Annotated in this window: 18 protein-coding genes and 1 pseudogene; 10 read left to right on the forward strand and 9 right to left on the reverse strand. The window is 41.2% G+C overall.

Translation table 11 applies throughout. The annotated features are described in order from the left end of the window. Nucleotides 1-30 precede the first annotated feature (30 nt). A complete protein-coding gene (gene rplY, locus GKR74_RS10710; protein ID WP_154603555.1) occupies nucleotides 31-312 on the reverse strand; it encodes a 50S ribosomal protein L25 in 282 nt (93 codons plus the stop codon). A 209-nt stretch (nucleotides 313-521) separates the two neighbouring features. Then, nucleotides 522-2,294, reverse strand: a complete 1,773-nt coding sequence (locus tag GKR74_RS10715; RefSeq protein ID WP_154604385.1) for a DEAD/DEAH box helicase — start codon at nucleotides 2,292-2,294, stop codon at nucleotides 522-524. A gap of 222 nt (nucleotides 2,295-2,516) precedes the next feature. Between GKR74_RS10715 and rsuA the strand changes: the two genes are divergently transcribed. From rsuA to GKR74_RS10730, 3 genes are all read left to right on the forward strand, one after another. Beyond that, nucleotides 2,517-3,221: a 16S rRNA pseudouridine(516) synthase RsuA gene (gene rsuA / locus GKR74_RS10720; protein WP_154603556.1), complete on the forward strand. Its 705-nt coding sequence runs from the start codon at nucleotides 2,517-2,519 to the stop codon at nucleotides 3,219-3,221. Nucleotides 3,222-3,245: 24 nt separating this feature from the next. Next, nucleotides 3,246-4,430 (forward strand): Bcr/CflA family multidrug efflux MFS transporter, encoded by a 1,185-nt coding sequence (locus GKR74_RS10725; RefSeq protein ID WP_036953002.1) that lies wholly within the window; start codon nucleotides 3,246-3,248, stop codon nucleotides 4,428-4,430. Nucleotides 4,431-5,153: 723 nt separating this feature from the next. Beyond that, nucleotides 5,154-5,495 carry a hypothetical protein gene (locus GKR74_RS10730; protein WP_181477266.1) on the forward strand — a complete coding sequence of 114 codons (342 nt, stop codon included), beginning with the start codon at nucleotides 5,154-5,156 and terminating at the stop codon, nucleotides 5,493-5,495. Between the two features lie 132 nt (nucleotides 5,496-5,627). Here the strand turns inward: GKR74_RS10730 and mepS are convergent, their stop codons facing one another. Further along, a complete protein-coding gene (gene mepS, locus GKR74_RS10735; protein ID WP_154603557.1) occupies nucleotides 5,628-6,215 on the reverse strand; it encodes a bifunctional murein DD-endopeptidase/murein LD-carboxypeptidase in 588 nt (195 codons plus the stop codon). Nucleotides 6,216-7,267: 1,052 nt separating this feature from the next. Between mepS and GKR74_RS10740 the strand changes: the two genes are divergently transcribed. Then, nucleotides 7,268-7,612 (forward strand): hypothetical protein, encoded by a 345-nt coding sequence (locus tag GKR74_RS10740; RefSeq protein ID WP_336431323.1) that lies wholly within the window; start codon nucleotides 7,268-7,270, stop codon nucleotides 7,610-7,612. Between the two features lie 154 nt (nucleotides 7,613-7,766). Here GKR74_RS10740 and yeiP read toward each other — a convergent pair whose 3' ends face one another. The 3 genes from yeiP to GKR74_RS10755 form a co-directional block, all read right to left on the reverse strand. Next, nucleotides 7,767-8,339, reverse strand: coding sequence for an elongation factor P-like protein YeiP (gene yeiP, locus GKR74_RS10745; RefSeq protein WP_154603558.1), 573 nt, complete (start codon nucleotides 8,337-8,339; stop codon nucleotides 7,767-7,769). Between the two features lie 141 nt (nucleotides 8,340-8,480). Then, complete coding sequence (gene mtr / locus GKR74_RS10750) at nucleotides 8,481-9,725, reverse strand: tryptophan permease (RefSeq protein WP_154603559.1); 1,245 nt, start codon at nucleotides 9,723-9,725, stop codon at nucleotides 8,481-8,483. Nucleotides 9,726-9,872: 147 nt separating this feature from the next. Beyond that, nucleotides 9,873-10,313, reverse strand: coding sequence for a nucleotide triphosphate diphosphatase NUDT15 (locus GKR74_RS10755; protein WP_154603560.1), 441 nt, complete (start codon nucleotides 10,311-10,313; stop codon nucleotides 9,873-9,875). A 182-nt stretch (nucleotides 10,314-10,495) separates the two neighbouring features. On the opposite strand from GKR74_RS10755, the gene fruK reads away from it, so the two are divergent. Beyond that, nucleotides 10,496-11,431: a 1-phosphofructokinase gene (gene fruK / locus GKR74_RS10760; RefSeq protein WP_036953017.1), complete on the forward strand. Its 936-nt coding sequence runs from the start codon at nucleotides 10,496-10,498 to the stop codon at nucleotides 11,429-11,431. 98 nt (nucleotides 11,432-11,529) lie between these two features. On the opposite strand, the gene nfo is transcribed toward fruK, so the two are convergent. After that, complete coding sequence (gene nfo, locus GKR74_RS10765) at nucleotides 11,530-12,375, reverse strand: deoxyribonuclease IV (protein ID WP_154603561.1); 846 nt, start codon at nucleotides 12,373-12,375, stop codon at nucleotides 11,530-11,532. Between the two features lie 133 nt (nucleotides 12,376-12,508). Then, nucleotides 12,509-13,588 carry a YeiH family protein gene (locus GKR74_RS10770; protein ID WP_036953023.1) on the reverse strand — a complete coding sequence of 360 codons (1,080 nt, stop codon included), beginning with the start codon at nucleotides 13,586-13,588 and terminating at the stop codon, nucleotides 12,509-12,511. A 190-nt stretch (nucleotides 13,589-13,778) separates the two neighbouring features. Here GKR74_RS10770 and yieE point away from each other — a divergent pair. Next, a pseudogene (yieE, locus tag GKR74_RS10775) lies at nucleotides 13,779-14,672 on the forward strand (DNA-binding transcriptional regulator YeiE). A 115-nt stretch (nucleotides 14,673-14,787) separates the two neighbouring features. Then, a complete protein-coding gene (locus GKR74_RS10780; RefSeq protein ID WP_154603563.1) occupies nucleotides 14,788-16,275 on the forward strand; it encodes an amino acid permease in 1,488 nt (495 codons plus the stop codon). Between the two features lie 76 nt (nucleotides 16,276-16,351). Here GKR74_RS10780 and GKR74_RS10785 read toward each other — a convergent pair whose 3' ends face one another. Continuing rightward, the gene (locus GKR74_RS10785) at nucleotides 16,352-16,987 is read right to left on the reverse strand and encodes a TetR/AcrR family transcriptional regulator (protein WP_154603564.1); all 636 of its coding nucleotides are present in this window, start codon (nucleotides 16,985-16,987) and stop codon (nucleotides 16,352-16,354) included. Nucleotides 16,988-17,088: 101 nt separating this feature from the next. Between GKR74_RS10785 and GKR74_RS10790 the strand changes: the two genes are divergently transcribed. The 3 genes from GKR74_RS10790 to GKR74_RS10800 all read left to right on the forward strand — a co-directional run bounded on the left by GKR74_RS10790 (nucleotide 17,089) and on the right by GKR74_RS10800 (nucleotide 20,982). Next, the gene (locus GKR74_RS10790; protein ID WP_154603565.1) at nucleotides 17,089-17,874 is read left to right on the forward strand and encodes a DJ-1/PfpI family protein; all 786 of its coding nucleotides are present in this window, start codon (nucleotides 17,089-17,091) and stop codon (nucleotides 17,872-17,874) included. A gap of 383 nt (nucleotides 17,875-18,257) precedes the next feature. Beyond that, nucleotides 18,258-20,237 (forward strand): ligand-gated channel protein, encoded by a 1,980-nt coding sequence (locus GKR74_RS10795; protein WP_154603566.1) that lies wholly within the window; start codon nucleotides 18,258-18,260, stop codon nucleotides 20,235-20,237. A gap of 187 nt (nucleotides 20,238-20,424) precedes the next feature. Continuing rightward, nucleotides 20,425-20,982, forward strand: coding sequence for a hypothetical protein (locus GKR74_RS10800; RefSeq protein ID WP_132495304.1), 558 nt, complete (start codon nucleotides 20,425-20,427; stop codon nucleotides 20,980-20,982). The last annotated feature ends 162 nt before the right edge of the window (nucleotides 20,983-21,144 follow it).

Here is a 21,144-nt window from a genome sequence, read left to right on the forward strand (position 1 = left end):
AAAAACTTTAAAGCTCGGCTATGGGCTTAATTAAGCGCGCAGGAAGTCAATGTGCGTCACTTTTGGCTTAAATGGGTGACGTTGAACAGCCTGAACTTTTACTTTAGTTTCTTTACCATCGACAACCAGAGTCAGAACTTCGTAAAATTCTGCTTTGCTTTCTTGGTTAATGATTTCATCGTGGTTCAGAGTAACAGAGATAGCTTCTTGGTTGCCACCGTAAACGATAGCTGGCAGTTGGTTAGCTCTGCGCAGGCGGCGGCTCGCACCCTTACCCTGCTCTTTACGTTCAATTGCATTGATAGTTAACATTACAATTTCTCTATAAAAGAAAAAATAAAAATCCTGCTACAGGCGACCCAGCAGCAGGTTCGAGATTTGGCCCTGTAACATCATTTCGCGAAGCGAGACATACAAAGGCGGGCGGCATTTTAACGAAAAAACGGCTAGCGGGCAATCATTAAGATCATTATCTTTCTGACTTGGCATGATTTATTCATCATTAATTGCGTTTTTTCTGATTATCTTAATGATGCGGCAAGACGGAAACGTCCCTGATAATCAAAGATTTTTTCTCTAATCTCCCAGTAGCTTTCTTTTTTTCGCGCAACAACAAATTGCGGGTAACGTAATAATGCTTGTTGTGAAATTATGTCGTTCGCATTATTCCAATGGAAGGGAACGCCAGGGGCACGGTGATGCTCGCGTAAAAAACGGAATTCAAATGCGCGTTTTTGAGCAGAAGTGGTGAGTCTAAAACGCTCAGACACCGACGTGCCATCCTCATCATAGTAAGTGATTTTCAGCCACTCGCCTTTTGCATCCGAGCCTGAAGTGAGTTCCATTCCCCCGCAGCGTAAGATTAGAGCATCTTTAAGCCGTAAAGCGGCTTTAAGCATATCATCGGGGTCCGTGAGGACTTCTTGGCATTTATGGCAACGTCGTGCGGCAATATCATTTTCAGCGCCGCAATGAGGGCATTGTTTAAATCGAAAGCGGAACTCGCATTGTTGTCTGCGTCCATGCTCATCTTCTTCCCACCCTTGGCAACGACGCCCGTAGTGCTCGACAATTTGACCATCAGCGGTGCATTTTCCCCAAAAAACATTGGCAAATTGACACAATGGACAGAAAACTTGGACTGGAACGCTGGTGGAGTTGGGTTTGCTGCTACCCACTTCGGGGCGAAAGAGGTCATGAGGATTTCCGGCATAGTCCAGAATTAGGCACAGTTTCTTTCCTTCACTCAAACGTAAGCCACGTCCAACGATTTGCTGATATAAGCTGACGGACTCTGTTGGGCGTAAGATGGCAATTACGTCTACGTGTGGCGCATCAAAACCAGTGGTCAGTACTGAAACGTTGACAAGATAATGTAATTGCTTGTTTTTAAATTGCTGAATGATGTTTTGGCGCTCAAGGGATGGTGTCTCTGCGGTGACTAATGCCGCAGTATCTTGAGGTAAATAACTGAGGATCTCTTTAGCATGTTCAACCGTAGCGGCAAAAATCATGCACCCTTGTAACGGCGTGGCATACTCAATAATCTGCGCCACAATTTTTGGTGTAATGCGCTGCTGTTTTTTGAGGGATAAATTGAGTTCTTGCTCGCTAAAAATTCCCGATTGGTTAACCGATACCTGACTAAAATCATACTGCAGCACTGGCATATCAAGGCGTTCAGGGGGAACCAAAAATTGGTTTTTGATCATGTAATGCAGCGGCAATTCATAGATACAATCACGGAAAAAACAGTGTTCATCCCCTTTAACCATTCCGTGGTAGTGGTATTGGTAAATCCACCCATGCCCTAGGCGATAGGGAGTTGCGGTCAAACCTAAAATGCGCAGTGCAGGGTTATGCTTTTGTAAACTTAGGATAATTTGTTGATACTGACTTTCTTCGTTTAAGCTGATGCGATGACATTCATCGATGATAACTAAAGAGAATTTGTCGTCAAAGTGTTCAAGATTACGCGCTACCGATTGTACGCTTCCAAAGACCACTTTACTGTGGGATTCTTTGCGATTGAGGCCTGCTGCGAAGATATCTGCTTCTAGACCATAAGTTAGATATTTGGCGTGGTTTTGTTCAACTAACTCTTTGACATGGGCTAAAACTAATACGCGCCCACGAGCCAATCTCGCTAATTCTGCGATCACTAAGCTTTTTCCTGCCCCTGTCGGGAGCACAATCACCGCGGGCGTAGTGTGACGTCGAAAGTACTGGATTGTCGCGTCAACGGCTTCTTGTTGGTAAGGGCGTAAAGTAAAACGGGATGAGGCTGCAGGCATATGAGTTAGTTTTTTCAAAAAAGTCAGATTATTAATGTTAAATTTAAGTTAGATCCGTGGCTAGGTCTAAATTTAAGCGTTCCCTTTGCTGTGCTATCACTTGTAACAGGTTATTGGTATAATAAATTATGTGATAGTAATCACAGCAATCCATCTTTCTATCTTATGACAGCGCGGTGCTATTGTACCTCTCGCTGACATTCCATCAAGTTAAGAGAATCTATGCGACTGGATAAATTTTTGTCCCAGCAACTTGGGATAAGCCGGAGTTTGGTGGCGCGTGAGCTGCGTGCCGGTAATGTCATGGTTGACGATGAAGTAGTAAAATCAGGTTCGATGCAGGTGGGTCTTGATAATGAAGTTGCCTATGATGGCAATGTGTTAGTGCAAGTTACGGGGCCTCGCTATTTTATGCTCAATAAGCCTGAAGGCTATGTTTGCTCAACCGATGACCCCACGCACCCGACAATTCTCTATTTTATTGATGAGCCCGTCGCCCAAAAACTGCATGCAGCAGGTCGCTTAGATATTGATACGACTGGGTTAGTGTTATTAACGGATGATGGTCAGTGGTCTCATCGCATCACCTCGCCAAAACATCATTGTGAGAAAACGTACCGAGTTCAACTGAGTGAAGATATCGCGGATGATGTCGCGGTACAGTTTGAACAAGGCGTCATGTTAAATGGTGAAAAATCACTCACGAAACCTGCGCAGCTGGAAATTATCTCTCCACGTGATGTCCGACTGACAATCAGTGAAGGGCGCTATCATCAAGTTAAACGAATGTTTGCGGCAGTCGGAAATCATGTATGTGGTTTGCATCGTGAGCGAGTCGGGGAAATTCGTTTAGATGAGCAGTTAGAGCCGGGTGAATACCGTCCACTGACGGAAGCAGAGATTGAGAGTATTACGGTTCCCCGTTAATGATGTCATAGCAGGAGTTAATAAGTGCAACAACAGCGTTCATCCTATTTGGGGCTGATTTTAATTTTAGGTTTGCTATCAATGCTAATGCCATTAGCGATTGATATGTATTTACCGAGTTTCCCTGCAATGACAGGTTACTTTAATGTAGATGAAGGGCGCATTCAGATGACCCTGAACAGCTACATTTTTGGTTTTGCAATTGGTCAGCTTTTTTATGGTCCGATGGCGGATAGTTTAGGACGCAAACCCGTCATTTTAGGTGGGGTGATTGTCTTTGCACTAGCCTCTGCGGCTTGTGCTGTTGCAGAATCTATCGATACATTTATCTGGCTGCGTTTCCTTCATGGATTTGCGGCAGCCGCAGCCAGCGTCGTGATCAACGCCTTGATGCGTGACATGTTTACTAAAGATGAATTTTCCAGAAGTATGTCTTTCGTCGTGTTAGTGATGACCATTGCACCGTTGATGGCACCTATTATGGGCGGCGAAATGATGCGCTGGTTCTCATGGCATGCCATTTTCTGGAGCATTGCGATTGCGGCTGTCATCGCTGTGGTGCTGGTTAGTTTATTTATCCGAGAAACGCTACCGGTTGAAAGGCGACAAAAATTCCATATCGGAACCACATTACGCCAGTTTGCGACGTTATTCAGAGCCCGCCAAGTGTTGTTCTATATTTTGGCTAGCTCATTCTCGTTTTCCGGTATGTTTTCTTTCTTAAATGCAGGGTCATTTGTCTATATCGACCTTAATGGGGTATCGCCTCAACATTTTGGCTATTACTTTGGCATTAATATTGTTTTCTTATTCATTATGACGACGATTAACGGCAAATTTGTAAGGCAATTTGGCGCTGAGCGAATGTTATATTTTGGGATTATTGTTCAGTTCGTTATGGGAATATGGCTATTAACGACGACAGCATTGGGTATGGATTTCTGGACATTGGTGATTGGCGTCGCGATTTATGTGAGTGGGATTGCCATGATCACCTCAAACTCGATGGCAGTGATCCTCGATAATTACCCTCATATTGCAGGAACAGTTTCTTCACTTGCAGGCACAATTCGTTTTTCTATTGGTGCATTGGTGGGAACGTTGTTATCAATGATCCCTGCTAAAAATGCCTGGCCGATGGTAGGTTCGATGGTAGGCTGTGTGGCACTCTCCATGTTATTTGTGCTTTTAGCGAAACGCGCAAAATAGCATCTCTAATTGAATCAGTTTCAAGGATGAAACTGACAAACTGATTAGTTCCATTCCTTTATTTATATCATTCTGATTTATCTCACAAATACACTATTCATAATACCCATAGATTAACCTGTACAATACATCGATAAAACTGACTAATTACGTAATGTAATTAAAGTATTTATCAAGAAATGATCCATATCAATTATCTTAAGTCGAATATTTGTTAAATTTCTGTTTTCAATGAAAGGTGGAGCTCACTTTTTAATGATCCGAAATAAGGTTGCATGAGCTTAAAAAATAGATGATTGTTAATATGCTTCAGTGATAATGTAAAAAATAAATTGATTTATTATGGTTTATTTTGAAGGTTGTTCTCAAAATTTGTTTAAAAATTAACTTTTTTGTCAAAAAAATTCGTATGCAATGATGTGTGTCACAAAAATTTAACGACATGCTACTTTTTTAATGTTATATTTAAGTTCTTGCTTTTAACATTCATGTTACTTTTTGATTGGGTTAAAAGTTCGGTTTGAACGAGGATTTCTTTAAGACTTATGTAGCTCTATTCGCTCTCTAATATAGAGAGAGGTACAAGGAAGAGAGACGTTGTCTCTTGGGGGAGTTTCAGTATCTAAAAGAATCGATATTCATTGAGTGAAATGTAGATTAAATGGCGATTTAGCTAGTCAATTTACTTGGCAAAATGATGACATATTTTAATAGGAAATTTTTGTGGAAAAATTAGGTCTTTCGGTGGTGCACAGGCTGCCGCAAAGCTATCGCTGGTTATCGGGAAAAATAGGTACGGATGTTGAGGTTGTGCCTATGAATGATATTAATAGCGATAAGCTAGTGGGGCTAAAATTGCTGAGCCACGACTGTGCAACAGATTGTATTGCAATGAAGCATTTGTCTGAATCGTTATCGGAAATGCAGATCGATAACGCCATTTTAGAATGGCAAAAAGAGATGTGCTTATTTATCCGAGCGAGTGATGAGCTAACAGCAATGTGCCGTTTAAAAGCATCGGGTGTTGCTATCGCAGAAATGGCTTCTGGTTTCTATTGTGCCTAATGGCATTGAGACTATTTAATATTAAGGTCGTCTTTATGATATTCGACCCAATAAAAAAGCTTCCGGTTTAGAGCCTGGAAGCTTTTTTATTGGCAAGGTATCTATATACTACTGCATTAATGTTTCTGGGTTTTAGGAACCATTAACCACACGGCGGCTTGCGTAATAACGCTTGCTCCAATAATCGTTAGTCATTTCAGAAACGATAACGCCATTACTTGTAGAGGCGTGAACAAATTTATTGTCCCCGATATAAATCCCTACATGCTTCATCGTGCGACCTGTTTTAAACAGAACTAAGTCACCCGCTCTTAAATTGTTGCGTTTTACACTTTTACCTGAAGATTCTTGTTCAGAGGTAGTACGAGGTAATTGCACGCCAAATTGCTCGAGGAAAGTACGTTGTACAAAGCTAGAACAGTCAATACCACTTTTAGTGGTTCCACCTAGACGGTAGCTAACGCCTTTCCAGCTTGCATATTGATCCATGATTTTGGATTTGGTATCAACACTTCTGACTAAATCTTCGAATTCATCTTGAGATGCCATTGCGAGTGAGTCATTCGATGTTGCGTTTAACATGCGAACATCTGAAGATCTTGCGGTAGTTTGACCATTCTTCGATGTTTTTGGTGCCGTACATGCTGAAAGCGTTACGGCAATTGCGACTGCCGGAACAATGCGCCAGACATAGCGCTTAAATTTTTCAGAAGTTAACATTAATAGAATATCCCTTGCCATTTATTTGTTGCCGTGTGGAAATTACACAACACACTTAAACTGATCCCTGTGAAAAACGCATTATAACGACTGAGTGTATTTTTCGCAGAAAGTGTTTATGTATTGAACAAATTATGCTCTAAATTAGCAGCTGTCTTGTGCTCTAACACCTGTTGATTATAAAAAGATAATCAGAAGCTGCTAAAAATCGTACTTATTTTATATATTTGGCTGATGAATATTGAGTTCTTTAACCAAACATAAAGAATATACATAAACAAAGCTGAAATGGCGAGTTAATAGGGGGATAATTTACAAAACATTATATAAAACGAGAGATCCATCATTAACTTGCCTTCAGAATGCGAATAATCCAGTTTTTTTGCGCCCTTACAGAGACCGTTCTCAAAGAAAATATGATCATAGTCACGTTTATTATCTAATATCTTTATAAAAACAGTGGGGATTTTTTAAATTTCAATCTGAATTGTAAAGAAGTTTAAATTTATATTGTTTGTCACCTAAATGTAAAAGCAATTGGCTGTATCCGATAGCTATATGTTGCGGATATTCTTACTACATTATCGTGTATTTTTTATGCATTAGTCTTCAAGTTAAGTGAGCTAAACAGCTATGTTCACCATTAGGTACTATGAAGTTTCACGCTTTTAATAAGTGAAAGGAATTAAATAGATTAAATTTTCACTAAGAAAATGAATTTATATAGAGAGTTGTTTATAGCCGTTCTGATTAATAAATATCAAATTTGATTGTTGGAGTAGATGACTGATTTTAATAAAACACAGAGTGATTTGTTATATAAATGAAATCAGTTTCAATGAAATTTATTGTATCTAAGTTAAATTAAAGGAGTTAAAGGTCGTGCCTATCCTTTGGGGTTATTTAAAAATAAAAAATAGCGGCCATAAGTGAAATAACTATTCCCCTCCACAAATTAAGCTTATATCCGAAATTTATTAAGTAATGCATCAATTAGATGTAAATAAATTTTAGTAATTGACGATAACTTAATTTTAAGCGGAGAAATTCTTGTGGATCACTCAGTAAAAAAAATAACATTAGCAGTATTTTCTTTAATGGTATTAACATTCGGTATGCACGCTAAGGCGTCTACGCACAGCGAAGCAAAACCCGTTTCATCAGGCACAATCCACTTTGTTGGCGCAATTGTCGCATCACCTTGTGTTATCACGAGTATTGAGCAGAGCATTGATACAAAATGCTGGAATGATGATGGCGTCGTTAAAACGACCTCAGTAAAGTTTAATAAATTGAGTGAAAAAGGGACTATGCTTCCAAATCAAAAAGGAACTCAAACATTTAAATGGATTAACAAGGAAAATAAAATAGGGGTTTACACGGTTATTTATGACTAATAACTAAATTGTCATATTTATATTAATTTTTGAATATTAAATGGAATACTATTCTAGGATGAATTGGTGATGTTTATTTATAATAACGCCTATGGGCGGAATGCCCATAGGTAATGTAAGCTTATTTTCTTATTGAGAAAATAGGGCGAAATAATTAATCACAACGGCCCATATAACGGCGTTCAGGGATATGAATACGGATTTTTTCACCGGTAGTTATATATTCAGGAACTTGAACGGTTAAGCCTGTCGGCATTGTTGCAGGTTTAGTACGAGCACTCGCAGAAGCGCCTTTAATTCCTGGTGTTGTTTCAGCAATCACCATATCGACAGTTTGTGGTAATTCAAGAGCTAGAACTTGCCCATCCATTGTTAAAACCTGCATTCCTGGTAAACCTTCTTCAGGAATAAATAACAGCTCTTCTTCAATATCAGATTTTTTAAAGATATATGGGGTATAGTCTTCATTGTCCATGAACACATACTCATCACCATCAATATAAGAGAAGCTTACCGCACGGCGAGTGAGTGAAATTGTGTCTAAAATATCATCACCTTTGAAGCGCTCTTCAACTTTTTGGCCAGTTTTGATATCGGTAAAGCGCATTTTATACAGTGTACTTGCGCCACGAGCGCTTGGGGATTGGATATCAATGTCTTTAACCAGCAGTAATTTCCCGTTGTAGTTTATTGCAAAACCACGTTTGATTTCGTTGGCCTTGGCCATAAATAACCTTCTTTGTTATTGTCAAAAAGAGTTCGACAAAATTACTCGCAGATAAGGGATTAGGCAAGATGTTAACATCAAAAAAATCCCTAGTTTTCACGCTAGGGATCTCTTTTTAACCAATGATTGTCTTTGAATAACTTAATAGACAGGTAATAAACCTAGCAGAGACAAAATATGTGCGGCTGCGTTAATCAAACCAAATAAGATGACGAACCCAATCACAAAGCTTCCACCGGGTGTTCGATAGCTATTATTAGGAAAACGCTTACGGCTTGCTCTTGCCATCATGGCAGGGACAATGACCGCCCAAATAGTTGCTGCGAGTCCTGCAAAACCGATGGCATAAATAAAGCCGTCAGGGAACGCTAAACCTAAAACCGTTGGCGGTAAGAAAGTAATAATGACTGATTTAAAACGCCCTTGATGGCTATCGTTAAATTTAAAGAAGTCCGCGATAAAATCAAATAAGCCGAGGGATACGCCTAAAAACGAGCTTGCTAATGCCATATAAGAGAACAGCGTTAAAAATTGCGAAATAAAGCTACTCTGTGCGGAAATATTCATTTGATTCAGTAACGCGCCAATATTGTTACCATTTTCTCTGATCGCAATAAAGGACGAACGTGGAATATTACCTTGGATAGCATACTGCCATAAGATGTAGATAGTGACCGTAATTCCTGCGCCGTACACTAAGCTCAACATGACACTACGGCTGTCTTTATTGTAGTACTTCACTAATCCCGGTACGTTACCGTGATAACCAAAAGAGGTCAGTAAATAAGGCAACGCAGCTAATGCATAAGGTAAATATTCACTTTGACTATTTTCATATTGGTTGAAAAGAATCAACGGTGAGGCGGTAGTGACCATGCCGCCGATGGACATCACAAATGTGATCACCATCCCGCCAATTAAAATCGTACTTAACCTATCAACTGCACGGGTAGATAACCAAACAAAAAACGCGATAACCACCGCAAAAACAAAGCCAGAAAGCGCTTGCGGAACTTGAACATATTTTGAAATGTTCTCGGTGATGATCGAGCTACCCGCCGAAATATAGGCATAGGTTAAAATATACAACACAAACGTGATGGAGAGAGTGTTAATGGTATTCCAGCCAGAACCTAATAAATCCTTCACCATGGTATGAAAACTAGCACCTGCTGGGTAATTCATATTGGCTTCTAAAATCATTAATCCTGATAACAACATACAGATAAATGTGTAGATCAGTAAGACAACTGAACCGGAAAACCAAACACCTGAAGTCACCATCGGAATAGAAAACATACCTGCACCGACTGCGGTACCGGCTATGATCATTGAGCCGCCTAAAATAGAGGGGCGCTTTGGTGGTTTTGTTACATCGACTTCCATGATGACTCCTGAATGATTGTTTCACTGTACTAGCTGAACGATACATTAGGTCGGAAATAATGTAAACATCTAAAAGATAATAAAATAAAAAATAGTTAAGAGTGGTTATTATATGCACAAGCAGTGAGATGTTTGTGCATATTGGGTTTAGATATGCGGCTGATAGAAACGTTTACTGAGCCATAATTCGATCGCATTACGGCTAGCTTCAAAATGAGGTTCAGGTAATGGGTCAGTTGGGGAGATCCACAACAGGCTTTCGCATTTATCCGCTTCCATGATCTGCGGGGCAACTTTCCCGTTATATTCCACATGCATACAGATAGAAACCGTATGTTTACCTTCTTGTCGGAACGTTTCGATATTATTGCTGAGACCAAATACAGTTGGGGTATCGATATCAATACCAATCTCTTCTTTTATTTCACGGATTGCGCAGGCTTCGAAAGATTCTCCAGGGTCAACGTGGCCTCCGAAAATAGACCAGTAAGGTGCATGTTGGCTGCTACGTTTACCCAGTAGAATTTGCCCTTGGTCGTTCGTAATCAGCACACCGACACCAACAACAACGCATTGAGGACCCGACATTATTTTTCCTTCTTCTTATTTTTATAAAGAAAGGAATTTTGCCACGTTACTTTCAAATTACAATCAGGAAAAAATACAAATATCACTGAAACCAACAGTTATTAATGTTATAACTATGCCCTGAAAATCTTGTGATAAGACTGTCTGCACGAAGACAATAATGATAAGGGAGATAAGTGGTTATGACTCGCCGGGTTGCTACAATTACATTAAATCCTGCTTATGACCTTGTGGGGCTATGCCCTTCCATCGAAGTCGGTGAAGTCAATTTAGTTAAGACCGCTAGTCTCAATGCTGGAGGTAAAGGGGTCAATGTGGGGAAAGTCCTGCGTGACCTTGGTATTGATATCACTGTTAGCGGCTTTATGGGTAAGGACAACCAAGAAGAATTCCAACACTTCTTTAGTGAAAATGGCATGGCAAACCGTTTTAGCATGGTGCCAGGTCGTACACGCATTAATGTTAAGCTCACAGAAAATAACGGTGAGTCGACAGACTTTAATTTCTCTGGTTTTGATGTCAGTAAAGAAGATTGGAACCGTTTTTCCACGGAATCCCTTAATTGGCTTGGTCATTTTGACATGGTGGTGGTCAGTGGAAGTTTACCTAACGGGATTGAACCTGAAGAGTTCACACGTTGGATGACTCGCCTGCGTCAGTTATGCCCTTGTATTATCTTTGATAGCAGCCGCGAAGCATTAAAAGCGGGTCTGAAAGCATCACCATGGTTAGTTAAACCTAATCGTCAAGAGCTAGAAACATGGGTAGGGCGCAAATTACCGGATTTAAAAGATGTTATTGCTGCGGCGCATGAATTGCGCGATAAAGGCATTTCTCACGTGGTTATTTCCCTCGGTGAAGAAGGCGCTCTTTGGGTAAATGCTTCAGGCTCTTGGTTAGCGAAACCGCCTCAATGTGAGGTTGTCAGTACGGTAGGCGCTGGCGATTCAATGGTTGCAGGGTTAGCTTACGGCTTATTAAATGGTGAGACTAGCGAACATACACTCCGTATGGCGACTGCAATTTCTGCGTTATCGGTTTCTCAGCCGGATGTTGGTTTGAAAAACCGTAATAAACTGGCCGATATGATGGCAAAAATTGAGATGAAATCGCTGTAACTATTTTACGATTATTTCATTGGGAAGGCGGCTTATAGAAGGCCGCCTTTTTGTTTGCTATGCGTTTGGTTTATTAGCAGTCTTATTTACTGAAAGCGTTAGCTATTTTGTTGCGATTTTAACCATGCAATTTCTTGTGGCCAAATATCGGGATTGATGGTCTCTAAAATCAGCGGAATACCATCAAAACGCGGGTCTTTCATAATATAGCTAAATGGCGCATAACCAATATTGCCTTCACCTAAGCTATGATGGCGGTCAACACGACTGGCAAATTCACTTTTCGCATCATTAAGATGCATACCTTTTAAGAATTCAAAGCCCACAATGTCAGAAAATTGTTGGAATGTTTTCTCGCAATCTTCTGCTGTACGTAAGTCATAACCAGCTGCAAAGGCATGACAAGTATCTATACAAACCCCAACACGGCTTTGATCTTTCACGCGTTCGATGATTTTAGCTAAATGCGTAAAATCAAAACCAAGGTTTGTTCCTTGTCCTGCGGTATTTTCAATGACAGCGATAACGCCTTCAGTTTCTTCTAAGGCGATATTGATCGATTCTGCAATGCGGGCTAGGCAATCATCAACGTCAATTTGTTTAAGGTGGCTGCCGGGATGGAAGTTCAGCAGGTCAATCCCCAATTGCATGCAACGCTGCATTTCATCAATAAAAGCGACGCGAGATTTCTCTAATGCTTCAAATTCAGGGTGTCCCAAATTAATGAGATAACTGTCGTGGGGTAAAATTTGGTGTTTCCCATAACCGTATTTAGCGCAGTTTTGTTTGAAGCTTTTAATGACTTCGTCGCTAAGGGGGGCGGCTTTCCATTGACGCTGATTTTTGGTAAATAAAGCAAATGCGGTGGCTCCAATTTCATGGGCGCGAATCACTGCTTGGTCAACGCCGCCAGAGGCGCTGACATGTGCTCCAACATATTTCATGATTGACTCCTTTTTTCAGGAGTATGCCATTAATAATTAAAGAAATGAAACCAATAAAAAAATGCCGCTTATGAAAAGCGGCAATCGGAGGTGCTCAAAAAAGGAGACAAACTTAGCAAATAGAACATGAGGGTTAAAACACCGACTGGATAACAACGTTAATCACAATACCGCCAAAAATTAACCAAGCGAACAAGATAGCTGCCATCAGTAAAGGTTTGATCCCCGCTTGTCGAATCGCACTGACATGCGTTGTCAACCCTAATGCCACCATCGCCATCGCTAATAAGATGGTATCTAACGTAATAATTTGTTTAACCAGTTGTTCAGGTAATAAGTTGAATGAGTTAAACGCGGCGACCAAAATAAAAATCACGGCAAACCAAGGGATCGTAATTTTACTTTTCTGAGCGCCTTCTTGTGTACTGGCCGCATTTTTACGACTAATAAATGCAGACAAGATAATTAAAAACGGTGCCAGCATCATGACACGCAACATTTTTGCTATCACAGAAGCATTTTCTGCATCTGGACCAATAGTATGACCTGCGGCAACCACTTGGGCGACTTCATGAACAGTTGAACCGATATAAATCCCGAACGTTTCTTGAGTTGCAGGGATCCAGCCGAAATGTGCATTTAACTGATATAACCATGGGTAGACAAAAATACCGATGGTACCGAAGATCACCACGGTTGAAACGGCAACAGCGACTTTACTTGCAGACGCTTTAACCACTGGCTCGGTTGCCATTACAGCGGCGGCACCACAAATACTGCTACCTGCACCGATTAACATGGTGGTTTCATCATCAAGTTTGAATACTTTTTTACCAAGCCAGTAAGCTAAGAAAAAAGTGGAGGTTAATGTCAGGGCATCAATAATCAGTCCTGTGGCTCCCACGTCGGTAATTTGCTGAAAAGTAAGGCGAAAGCCATACAGAATAATACCGGCACGTAAAAAATAGTGCTTAGCAAATTTGATCCCTGCATCGCTACTTGTACTAATAGCAGGGTAAACGGTATTTCCCACACAAATACCAAGAAGAATAGCCAGAGTGAGAGCGCCCAGCCCAATATCCATAAACCATGACTGTTCCCCAAGGTATATGGCAATGGCTGTTAAAATTCCCGCTAAAATGATCCCCGGAACAAGTTTTAGAATAGGGAATGAATTATTTTGTGTGATTGCTTTGGTTCCAGTTTTATCCATGACTACACTCTTTATGACGACTTAGATTAAGTTGGAATAAGCATATAACAAAAAATTCAATAATCTAAATTGATTGTTTTTGTATTATTTATCTAAAAAATAGATTAAGAGTTTCTTCTGGTATATTGCTAATAAATGATTAATATTAACAATATTATTACAACTACATAATCATCTTGGAGCTTTCTGTATGCGTATTACACTGAGGCAGCTTGAAGTTTTCACGGAAGTATTGAAAAGTGGCTCCACGACGCAGGCATCGCAATTATTAGCGTTATCACAGTCCGCAGTGAGCGCTTCACTGACTGACTTGGAAGGGCAGCTAGGCGTGCAACTTTTTGACCGTGTAGGTAAACGACTTGTTACTAACGAACATGGGCGCCTACTTTACCCAAAGGCATTAGCGTTATTAGAACAAGCATTTGAAGTTGAGCAACTGTTCAAAAAAGAGATGGGCGCAGTTCGTTTGGCGGCAAGTACCACAATCGGTAACTATATGTTGCCTGAAATTTTAGCTGGGTATCGTCATGATAATCCTGAAATTCCACTGGAGTTATTCATTGGGAATACTGAGGAAGTCATTAAAGGTGTGATGGAGTTTCGGGCGGATGTGGGGCTGATTGAAGGGGTCTGTCATAGTCCAGAACTCATTTCAAAACCGTGGTTAAAAGATGAGTTAGTGGTGTTTTCTGCACCAAGTAACCCATTAGCGCAGAAAAAAGTGACTTTAAAAGAGTTAAAAGATGCGCCATGGATCTTGCGTGAAAGGGGTTCTGGTACGCGCGATGTACTAGACCAACTGCTATTCGCACACCTTCCAGGCTTCCATATTTTGATGGAGTTAGGTAATTCCGAAGCGATTAAACATGCGGTACGTTTTGGGATGGGTATCAGCTGTTTATCTCGACGCGTGATTGCCGAGCAGTTAGAGAATGGCACGCTGGTGGAGCTTGAAGTGGAAGAGTTACAACTTGAGCGTACGCTATACCTGATTTATCACCGTCAGAAGCATCTTTCTAACGCGATAACGAATCTGCTGGATTATTGTCATTGACGTTTTATTCACCATAACGTGTTTTGCTAATAATTATCGCTGGATTATGAAGGTATCTTATAACAGCAAAGAGTTGCTTAGTTCTGCCGTTTGAGTTTGTTAGAATCCCCCGCGTTATTGACTGAAAATAAAATACAGGGAACAGATGGCAGAACAACATACAACGACATCGATGAGCGGCGGACCAAGATTACGTCGAGAACTAAAAGCTCGCCACCTCGCGATGATCGCAATTGGCGGCTCCATCGGAACCGGTTTATTTGTGGCATCCGGTGCCACAGTAGCACAAGCTGGACCGGGTGGAGCGCTCCTCTCATACGCCATTATTGGTTTAATGGTGTATTTCTTAATGACCAGCTTAGGTGAATTAGCGGCATACATGCCAGTCTCCGGCTCCTTTGCGACTTATGGCGCAAAATATGTCGATGAAGGCTTTGGTTTCGCACTAGGTTGGAACTACTGGTACAACTGGGCTGTCACTATCGCAGTTGACCTTGTCGCTGCACAATTAGTGATGACCTACTGGTTCCCAGATACCCCAGGTTGGATCTGGAGTGCTATCTTCTTAGCAATCATTTTCTTACTGAACTATATTTCCGTTAAAGGCTTCGGTGAAGCCGAATATTGGTTCTCGCTAATCAAAGTGACCACGGTGATTATTTTTATCGTCGTCGGTGTGCTGATGATTTTCGGCATTATGAACGGTGCAGAAAACGCAGGTTGGCATAACTGGGAAATTGGTGATGCACCATTTGCAGGTGGTTTCTCTGCAATGATTGGTGTGGCGATGATCGTAGGGTTCTCATTCCAAGGTACTGAATTAATCGGTATTGCGGCAGGTGAGTCAAAAGATCCAGCGAAAAATATCCCACGTGCGGTGCGTAAAGTGTTCTGGCGTATTTTGCTGTTCTATATCTTCGCGATTTTAATCATCAGCTTAATTATTCCTTACACTGACCCAAGTTTACTGCGTAATGACGTAAAAGATATTAGCGTGAGTCCATTTACACTAGTATTTGAAAATGCAGGTTTATTATCAGCAGCAGCGGTGATGAACGCCGTTATCTTAACAGCGGTTCTCTCTGCGGGTAACTCAGGAATGTATGCCTCAACGCGTATGCTGTATACCTTGGCTCGTGAAGGTAAAGCACCGAAAATCTTTGCTCGCCTGTCAAAAGGTGGCGTACCACGTTATGCATTGCTGGCAACTACGGTTGTGGCGGGTCTGTGCTTTTTAAGCTCAATGTTTGGTAATCAAACTGTGTATTTGTGGTTATTAAATACATCGGGTATGACTGGATTTATCGCATGGTTAGGGATTGCTATCAGCCATTATCGCTTCAGAAGAGGCTATATTGCGCAAGGTAGAGATCTTAATGACTTGCCATATCGCTCAGGATTCTTCCCAATCGGGCCAATTTTCGCCTTTATCTTGTGCTTAGTGATTACACTGGGTCAAAACTACCAAGCTTTCTTAGAAGATAAAATTGACTGGGTGGGCGTCACTGCAACCTATATCGGTATTCCTTTATTCTTAGCTATCTGGTTCGGATATAAAATCGTGAAGAAAACCTCGATTATCCGTTATAAAGAGATGAGCTTCCCGTCATATAAAGAGAATTTAGAGAAGTAATTTTCTCTTAAAATTAAGATGTTAATGGGTAATGTGAGTCAGTGAGTTTGCTGACGACATTACCCATTTTTGTTTTCTAAGGGGATGACGTTGATTGGGTGTTTTCCGGTATAACTAGCATTGCACGCAGCACCATCTCTCCCGCATCAATTAGCGTGGACAATTCCTCTTCCGTTTCACCCGCTCTTGCTCGTAGCGATACTGAATGCAGCAATGCGACAAGCGTTTTTACCAGTAATCGCGCATTTTCAGGTTCACGTAAGGCCGATTTTTCCTTTTCGATACAAGTAATAAGCATCGTCTCCTGTGCAAGGATAACGTCTTTTAGGAAGGCTTGTACCTGTGGGTCATCGGTTTCTGCTACGGCAGTGGAGAGCACCATACAACCTGTCTTACCATCCACTCCGTTATACAAGGAGACGGTGGCACGTAGCCAACGACTAAGTCGTGCAAACAACGGCTCATTTGGCGATTGAGCAGCAAGTGCCGCTGCGTAATGTGCCTGCGCAATTTCACCAAACCGTGCCATTGCTAATTCATATAGTCGCGCTTTGTTTCCAAAAGCGGCGTAGAGACTTGGCTTTTTCATCGCAGTGACGTCAACCAAATCTTCAAGTGAAGTCGCGGAATACCCCTTGCGCCAAAATAACGCCATGATGTTATTTAGCGCTTCATGGCTATCATAATTTCGTGGTCTACCTTTTTGTGCCATTTTATTACCATTCAGTACAAAAATAGTTTACTTCATTGTATATCATATATTATCTTACCGATCAGTATAATAATGATGATTAAATAACCAAAGGTAATAGAATGAATAAATATGATTATGTCATTAGCACAGACGCTGGGTTGACGACACCGTCAATTCAGGCGCTGATTGCAGAGGGGAGGGCGCAACAATCGTCTTTACTTAAAGTGGGTATTTTTGTCTGCCCAGGATTTATGCCAATGGACATTAATGGGGCACAATCCGTTTTTACTATTGTGGGCGCTGAAATTTATTTTATCTGGAAGCGTAAAGAGTTGCTTGAGGGCTACACAGGGTGGCCAACGATGCCAACAATGACATTCGATGAGTGCCCTGATGATTTAGATGTTTTAGTCACGGGTATGGTGCCTCCAGAGGTTATTGAAGATCCTGAAGTGATTCAGTTTTTTGCTCGGGTTGGGCATACCGCAAAAACGGTGATTGGTACTTGCTATGGCTCGTTAATGCTAGGAACGGCAGGGTTATTGCGGGGTAAGCGGGCAACCAGTAATAGTAATGTTGTCCCGATGCTACCAGACGTAGGGGCAATCGCCGTAGGGGGCAGTGATGTTGTCATCGATGGTTCGATTTATACCTCTGGACCCGCAACCGGTTCATTTGATGCCTCACTGTTGGTGCTCAAAGCCTTACGTGGAGAAGAGGTTGCCTCCCTTGTCGAATTGGCAATTGAGTATGATCCGCGCCCACCGTTTCGTACCGGTTCACCTGAACTTGCAGGCCCTGAAATGACGGCAATAGCACAGCAGATGACAGCACCACTAAACCAAGAGTATCACGCTGCGGCAAAACGCGGTTACGCACAATTTAACCAGAATATTAATCAATAACCTTCCGTCTCTACTGTCTTTTCGCGCTTGTATTTAGTCTTTTTTTGGCAAGCGCTCACCTTTCTTCGTTTTTAATTTGATCTGCTGCGGATGTGTAATCCGCAGCAGATCTCGATTCAAAAGATTTAACCTTTGACTTAAGTCACACAATTCATCACGGAAAGTCATGAATCATTCAATAATGGTATTGATAAGTATTACCATTTACATTATTGTTACCGCCTGCGAATGAGAGTTAATTACTTAATTGATTTAACTTCAAAAGTGGTAAACCTCAGAAAGTATCATGTCAAAAAAATAATAAACCGTTGGGGCGTTAGACGACCCATGCTGAGCATAGAAAATTCATTGTTAAGATAAAGAAATCTCTTGGAGAATTGGGAATGGTTGTTTTTACTAAAAGAAAAATAGCAGTTAGCATTATTGCGGCTATCACTGCGGTACCTGCTTTTGCGGATGACAGCAGCGATAAAATTTTTGTAACAACTGCATCAGGCTATCAGCAAAAGATTGAAGATGCGCCAGCATCAATTTCCGTTGTGACACGTGAACAGCTGGAAACTAAAGCTTATCGCGATGTGACGGATGCCCTGAAGGATGTTCCAGGTGTTCTTGTTACCGGTGGTGGTAGCAGCTCCGATATTAGTATCCGAGGGATGGATGCAAAATACACCATGATCCTTATCGATGGGAAGCGTGTAGATACACGTAGCATCCGACCAAATAGTGATGGGGCAGGTATCGAACAAGGCTGGTTACCACCATTACCTGCCATCGAGCGTATCGAAGTGGTTCGCGGTCCAATGTCCTCTCTTTACGGCTCTGATGCTATGGGCGGGGTTATCAATATTATTACTCGTCGTGTTCAGCAAGAGTGGACAACGAGTTTACGTGCAGATACTACCATTACAGAACGCAAAAATTCAGGTAATACAGGGCAAGGTAGCTTCTATACCTCAGGGCCATTAGTTGATGGTTTATTAGGAATAAAGTTACAGGGTCAATATTCACACCGAAGTGAAGATAAAATTATCGATGGATTTGGTCGCCAAATCATGACCAGTGGTGGGGGTACATTATCACTGACACCAAATGAGCAAAACGCCTTTGATTTAGACTTTAAAAAAGATAACCAGCATCGTGACTATCGTGAGGGTTATACCGCTGCTTATGGTGATGGTAGCGGATTTAGTAAGTATGACATGACCCATGTAGCTTTAACGCATACAGGTACTTATGATCTTGCATCGACGGACACTTATGTTCAGTACGATGAAGCGAAAAATCCAGGTCGTAAAATGACGGCAGAAGATTTAGTCGTCCGTAACCAAAGTGTTTTCTTACTGGGTGACCACAGTGTCAGTATTGGTGGTCAGTACCGTAAGGAAAAGCTAAAAGATCAAAGTAACAAGCTACCGGGAAATAGCGAGTTAGACAGATACAGCTGGGCATTATTTGCAGAAGATGAATGGTTAATGACAAATGACTTTGCATTAACAGGTGGTCTGCGAATGGATAATGATGAAAACTACGGTGCTCATTGGACTCCTCGTTTATACGGTGTTTGGCATGCAGATGAGCAGTGGACGATTAAAGGTGGTGTATCTACAGGCTATAAAGCACCAAGTTTACGTGAATCATCTGCAAACTGGGGACAAGCAACAGGTGGCGGTAAAGGAAATGCAATTATTTACGGTAACCCAGACCTGAAACCAGAAAAAAGTATTACTGAAGAAATTGGTGTTATCTGGAACAACCAAGATAACCTAACTGCTGGGGTTACTATTTATAATACTGATTTCAAAGATAAAATTACGGAAATCAGACGTTGTGACAATAGCATTGACACAATCAGAGACTGTACGTTAGCCGATGGTGAAGGTGACAGCCCAGGTAAACCGTACCGTTTTGTTAGCGATAAAGCCAACGTTGACAAAGCAAGAATGCAAGGTGTTGAAGTGACTTTCAACTGGGGAATTCTTGATAACCTCGAATTTGCAGCGAACTATACCTATACGCACACAGAGCAAAAAAGTGGTGTAAATAAAGGTAAGCCGTTGAGTAAGCAGCCTAAGCACATGGTAAATACCACCTTGACTTGGGATACAACAGAAGATTTACAAACTTGGGGTCGTATGAATTTCCGTAGTGAAACTTCAGATTATCAAGGTCGTGGTCAGCAAATGAGTAAAGGGACACCATCCTACGCAATGTTTGACCTGGGTACGAGCTATAAACTCAGTAAAAATGCCAACATTGTTGGTGGTGTTTATAACGTATTAGACCGCCGTGTAGATAAAGGTACGTATGGTGCCGAGTTAGAAGGTCGTCGTTATAATATCGGCATTAACTACAACTTCTAATTAAACTATTAATTTTTATTTATCTAAGCCCTTTGGTTAATCGCCAAAGGGCTTTTTTGTACTATTATTTAAAAAGAAAATAGGTATCCAAAAAGAAAATCAGTAATTCGGAAATAAAGATATGGTTATTTACCGCTAACTGAGTCAATCTTCCTCACCGCGATATGGAGCCGAGCAGGAATAGACTATGCCCAAATTTAACCGTTATTTTAGAGCTAGTTGTCTGAGTTTTTTACTATTTATAGGCGGTATTTCCCATGCTCTTGCAGGTGACCCGGGACCTTACCGATTAGTTTTTCTCGATATCTCGCAATCACCGTATCAAGATGGTCAAAAATTATTAATCGAATTACGCAAAATGGAGAGGCTATCCTCAGTTCAAAGGGATGCCTGCTTTATGTGTAATGGCAGTGATGATGGTGATTCTGATGTGGAAGTGTTGTATGTCTACTCAGTTCCGGTGGGGTTATCCATCGAAGCACTCCGTAAAGCCGTCAATGGTGATGTTGAGGCGAGAAACAGTATGCAATCGGTACTGGGTAATTTTAAAGATCAATATGATTATGGCGTGGATGGTTTATTGATTTATAACCATCAAGAGGGAAAAGTAACGGTCTATACGATGGATAACAAAGTCGGTAGTCCATTGCAGTCAGAAACCAAAGCCGTAAAAAGTAAATTACTGCACTCAAGTTTAGATATGTTATTGGAAAAAAGTGCCGCGAAATTAGACCGACCGGTTTAGCATTTTATTAAGGATAATCAATCAACTTTAGTATCATTTATCGTCTTAAAAGCATGTCATATTAGCTATCAGAACGGAAAGTCCAAAATTATCAGAATTTCTCATCGAAAAGGGGGCGTTTTGTTAACAAATTGGCTTGCTATTTACAGGTATGACGTGCAA

This window comes from Providencia sp. wls1914 (assembly GCF_009706645.1).
GTDB classification, from domain to species: domain Bacteria; phylum Pseudomonadota; class Gammaproteobacteria; order Enterobacterales; family Enterobacteriaceae; genus Providencia; species Providencia zhijiangensis.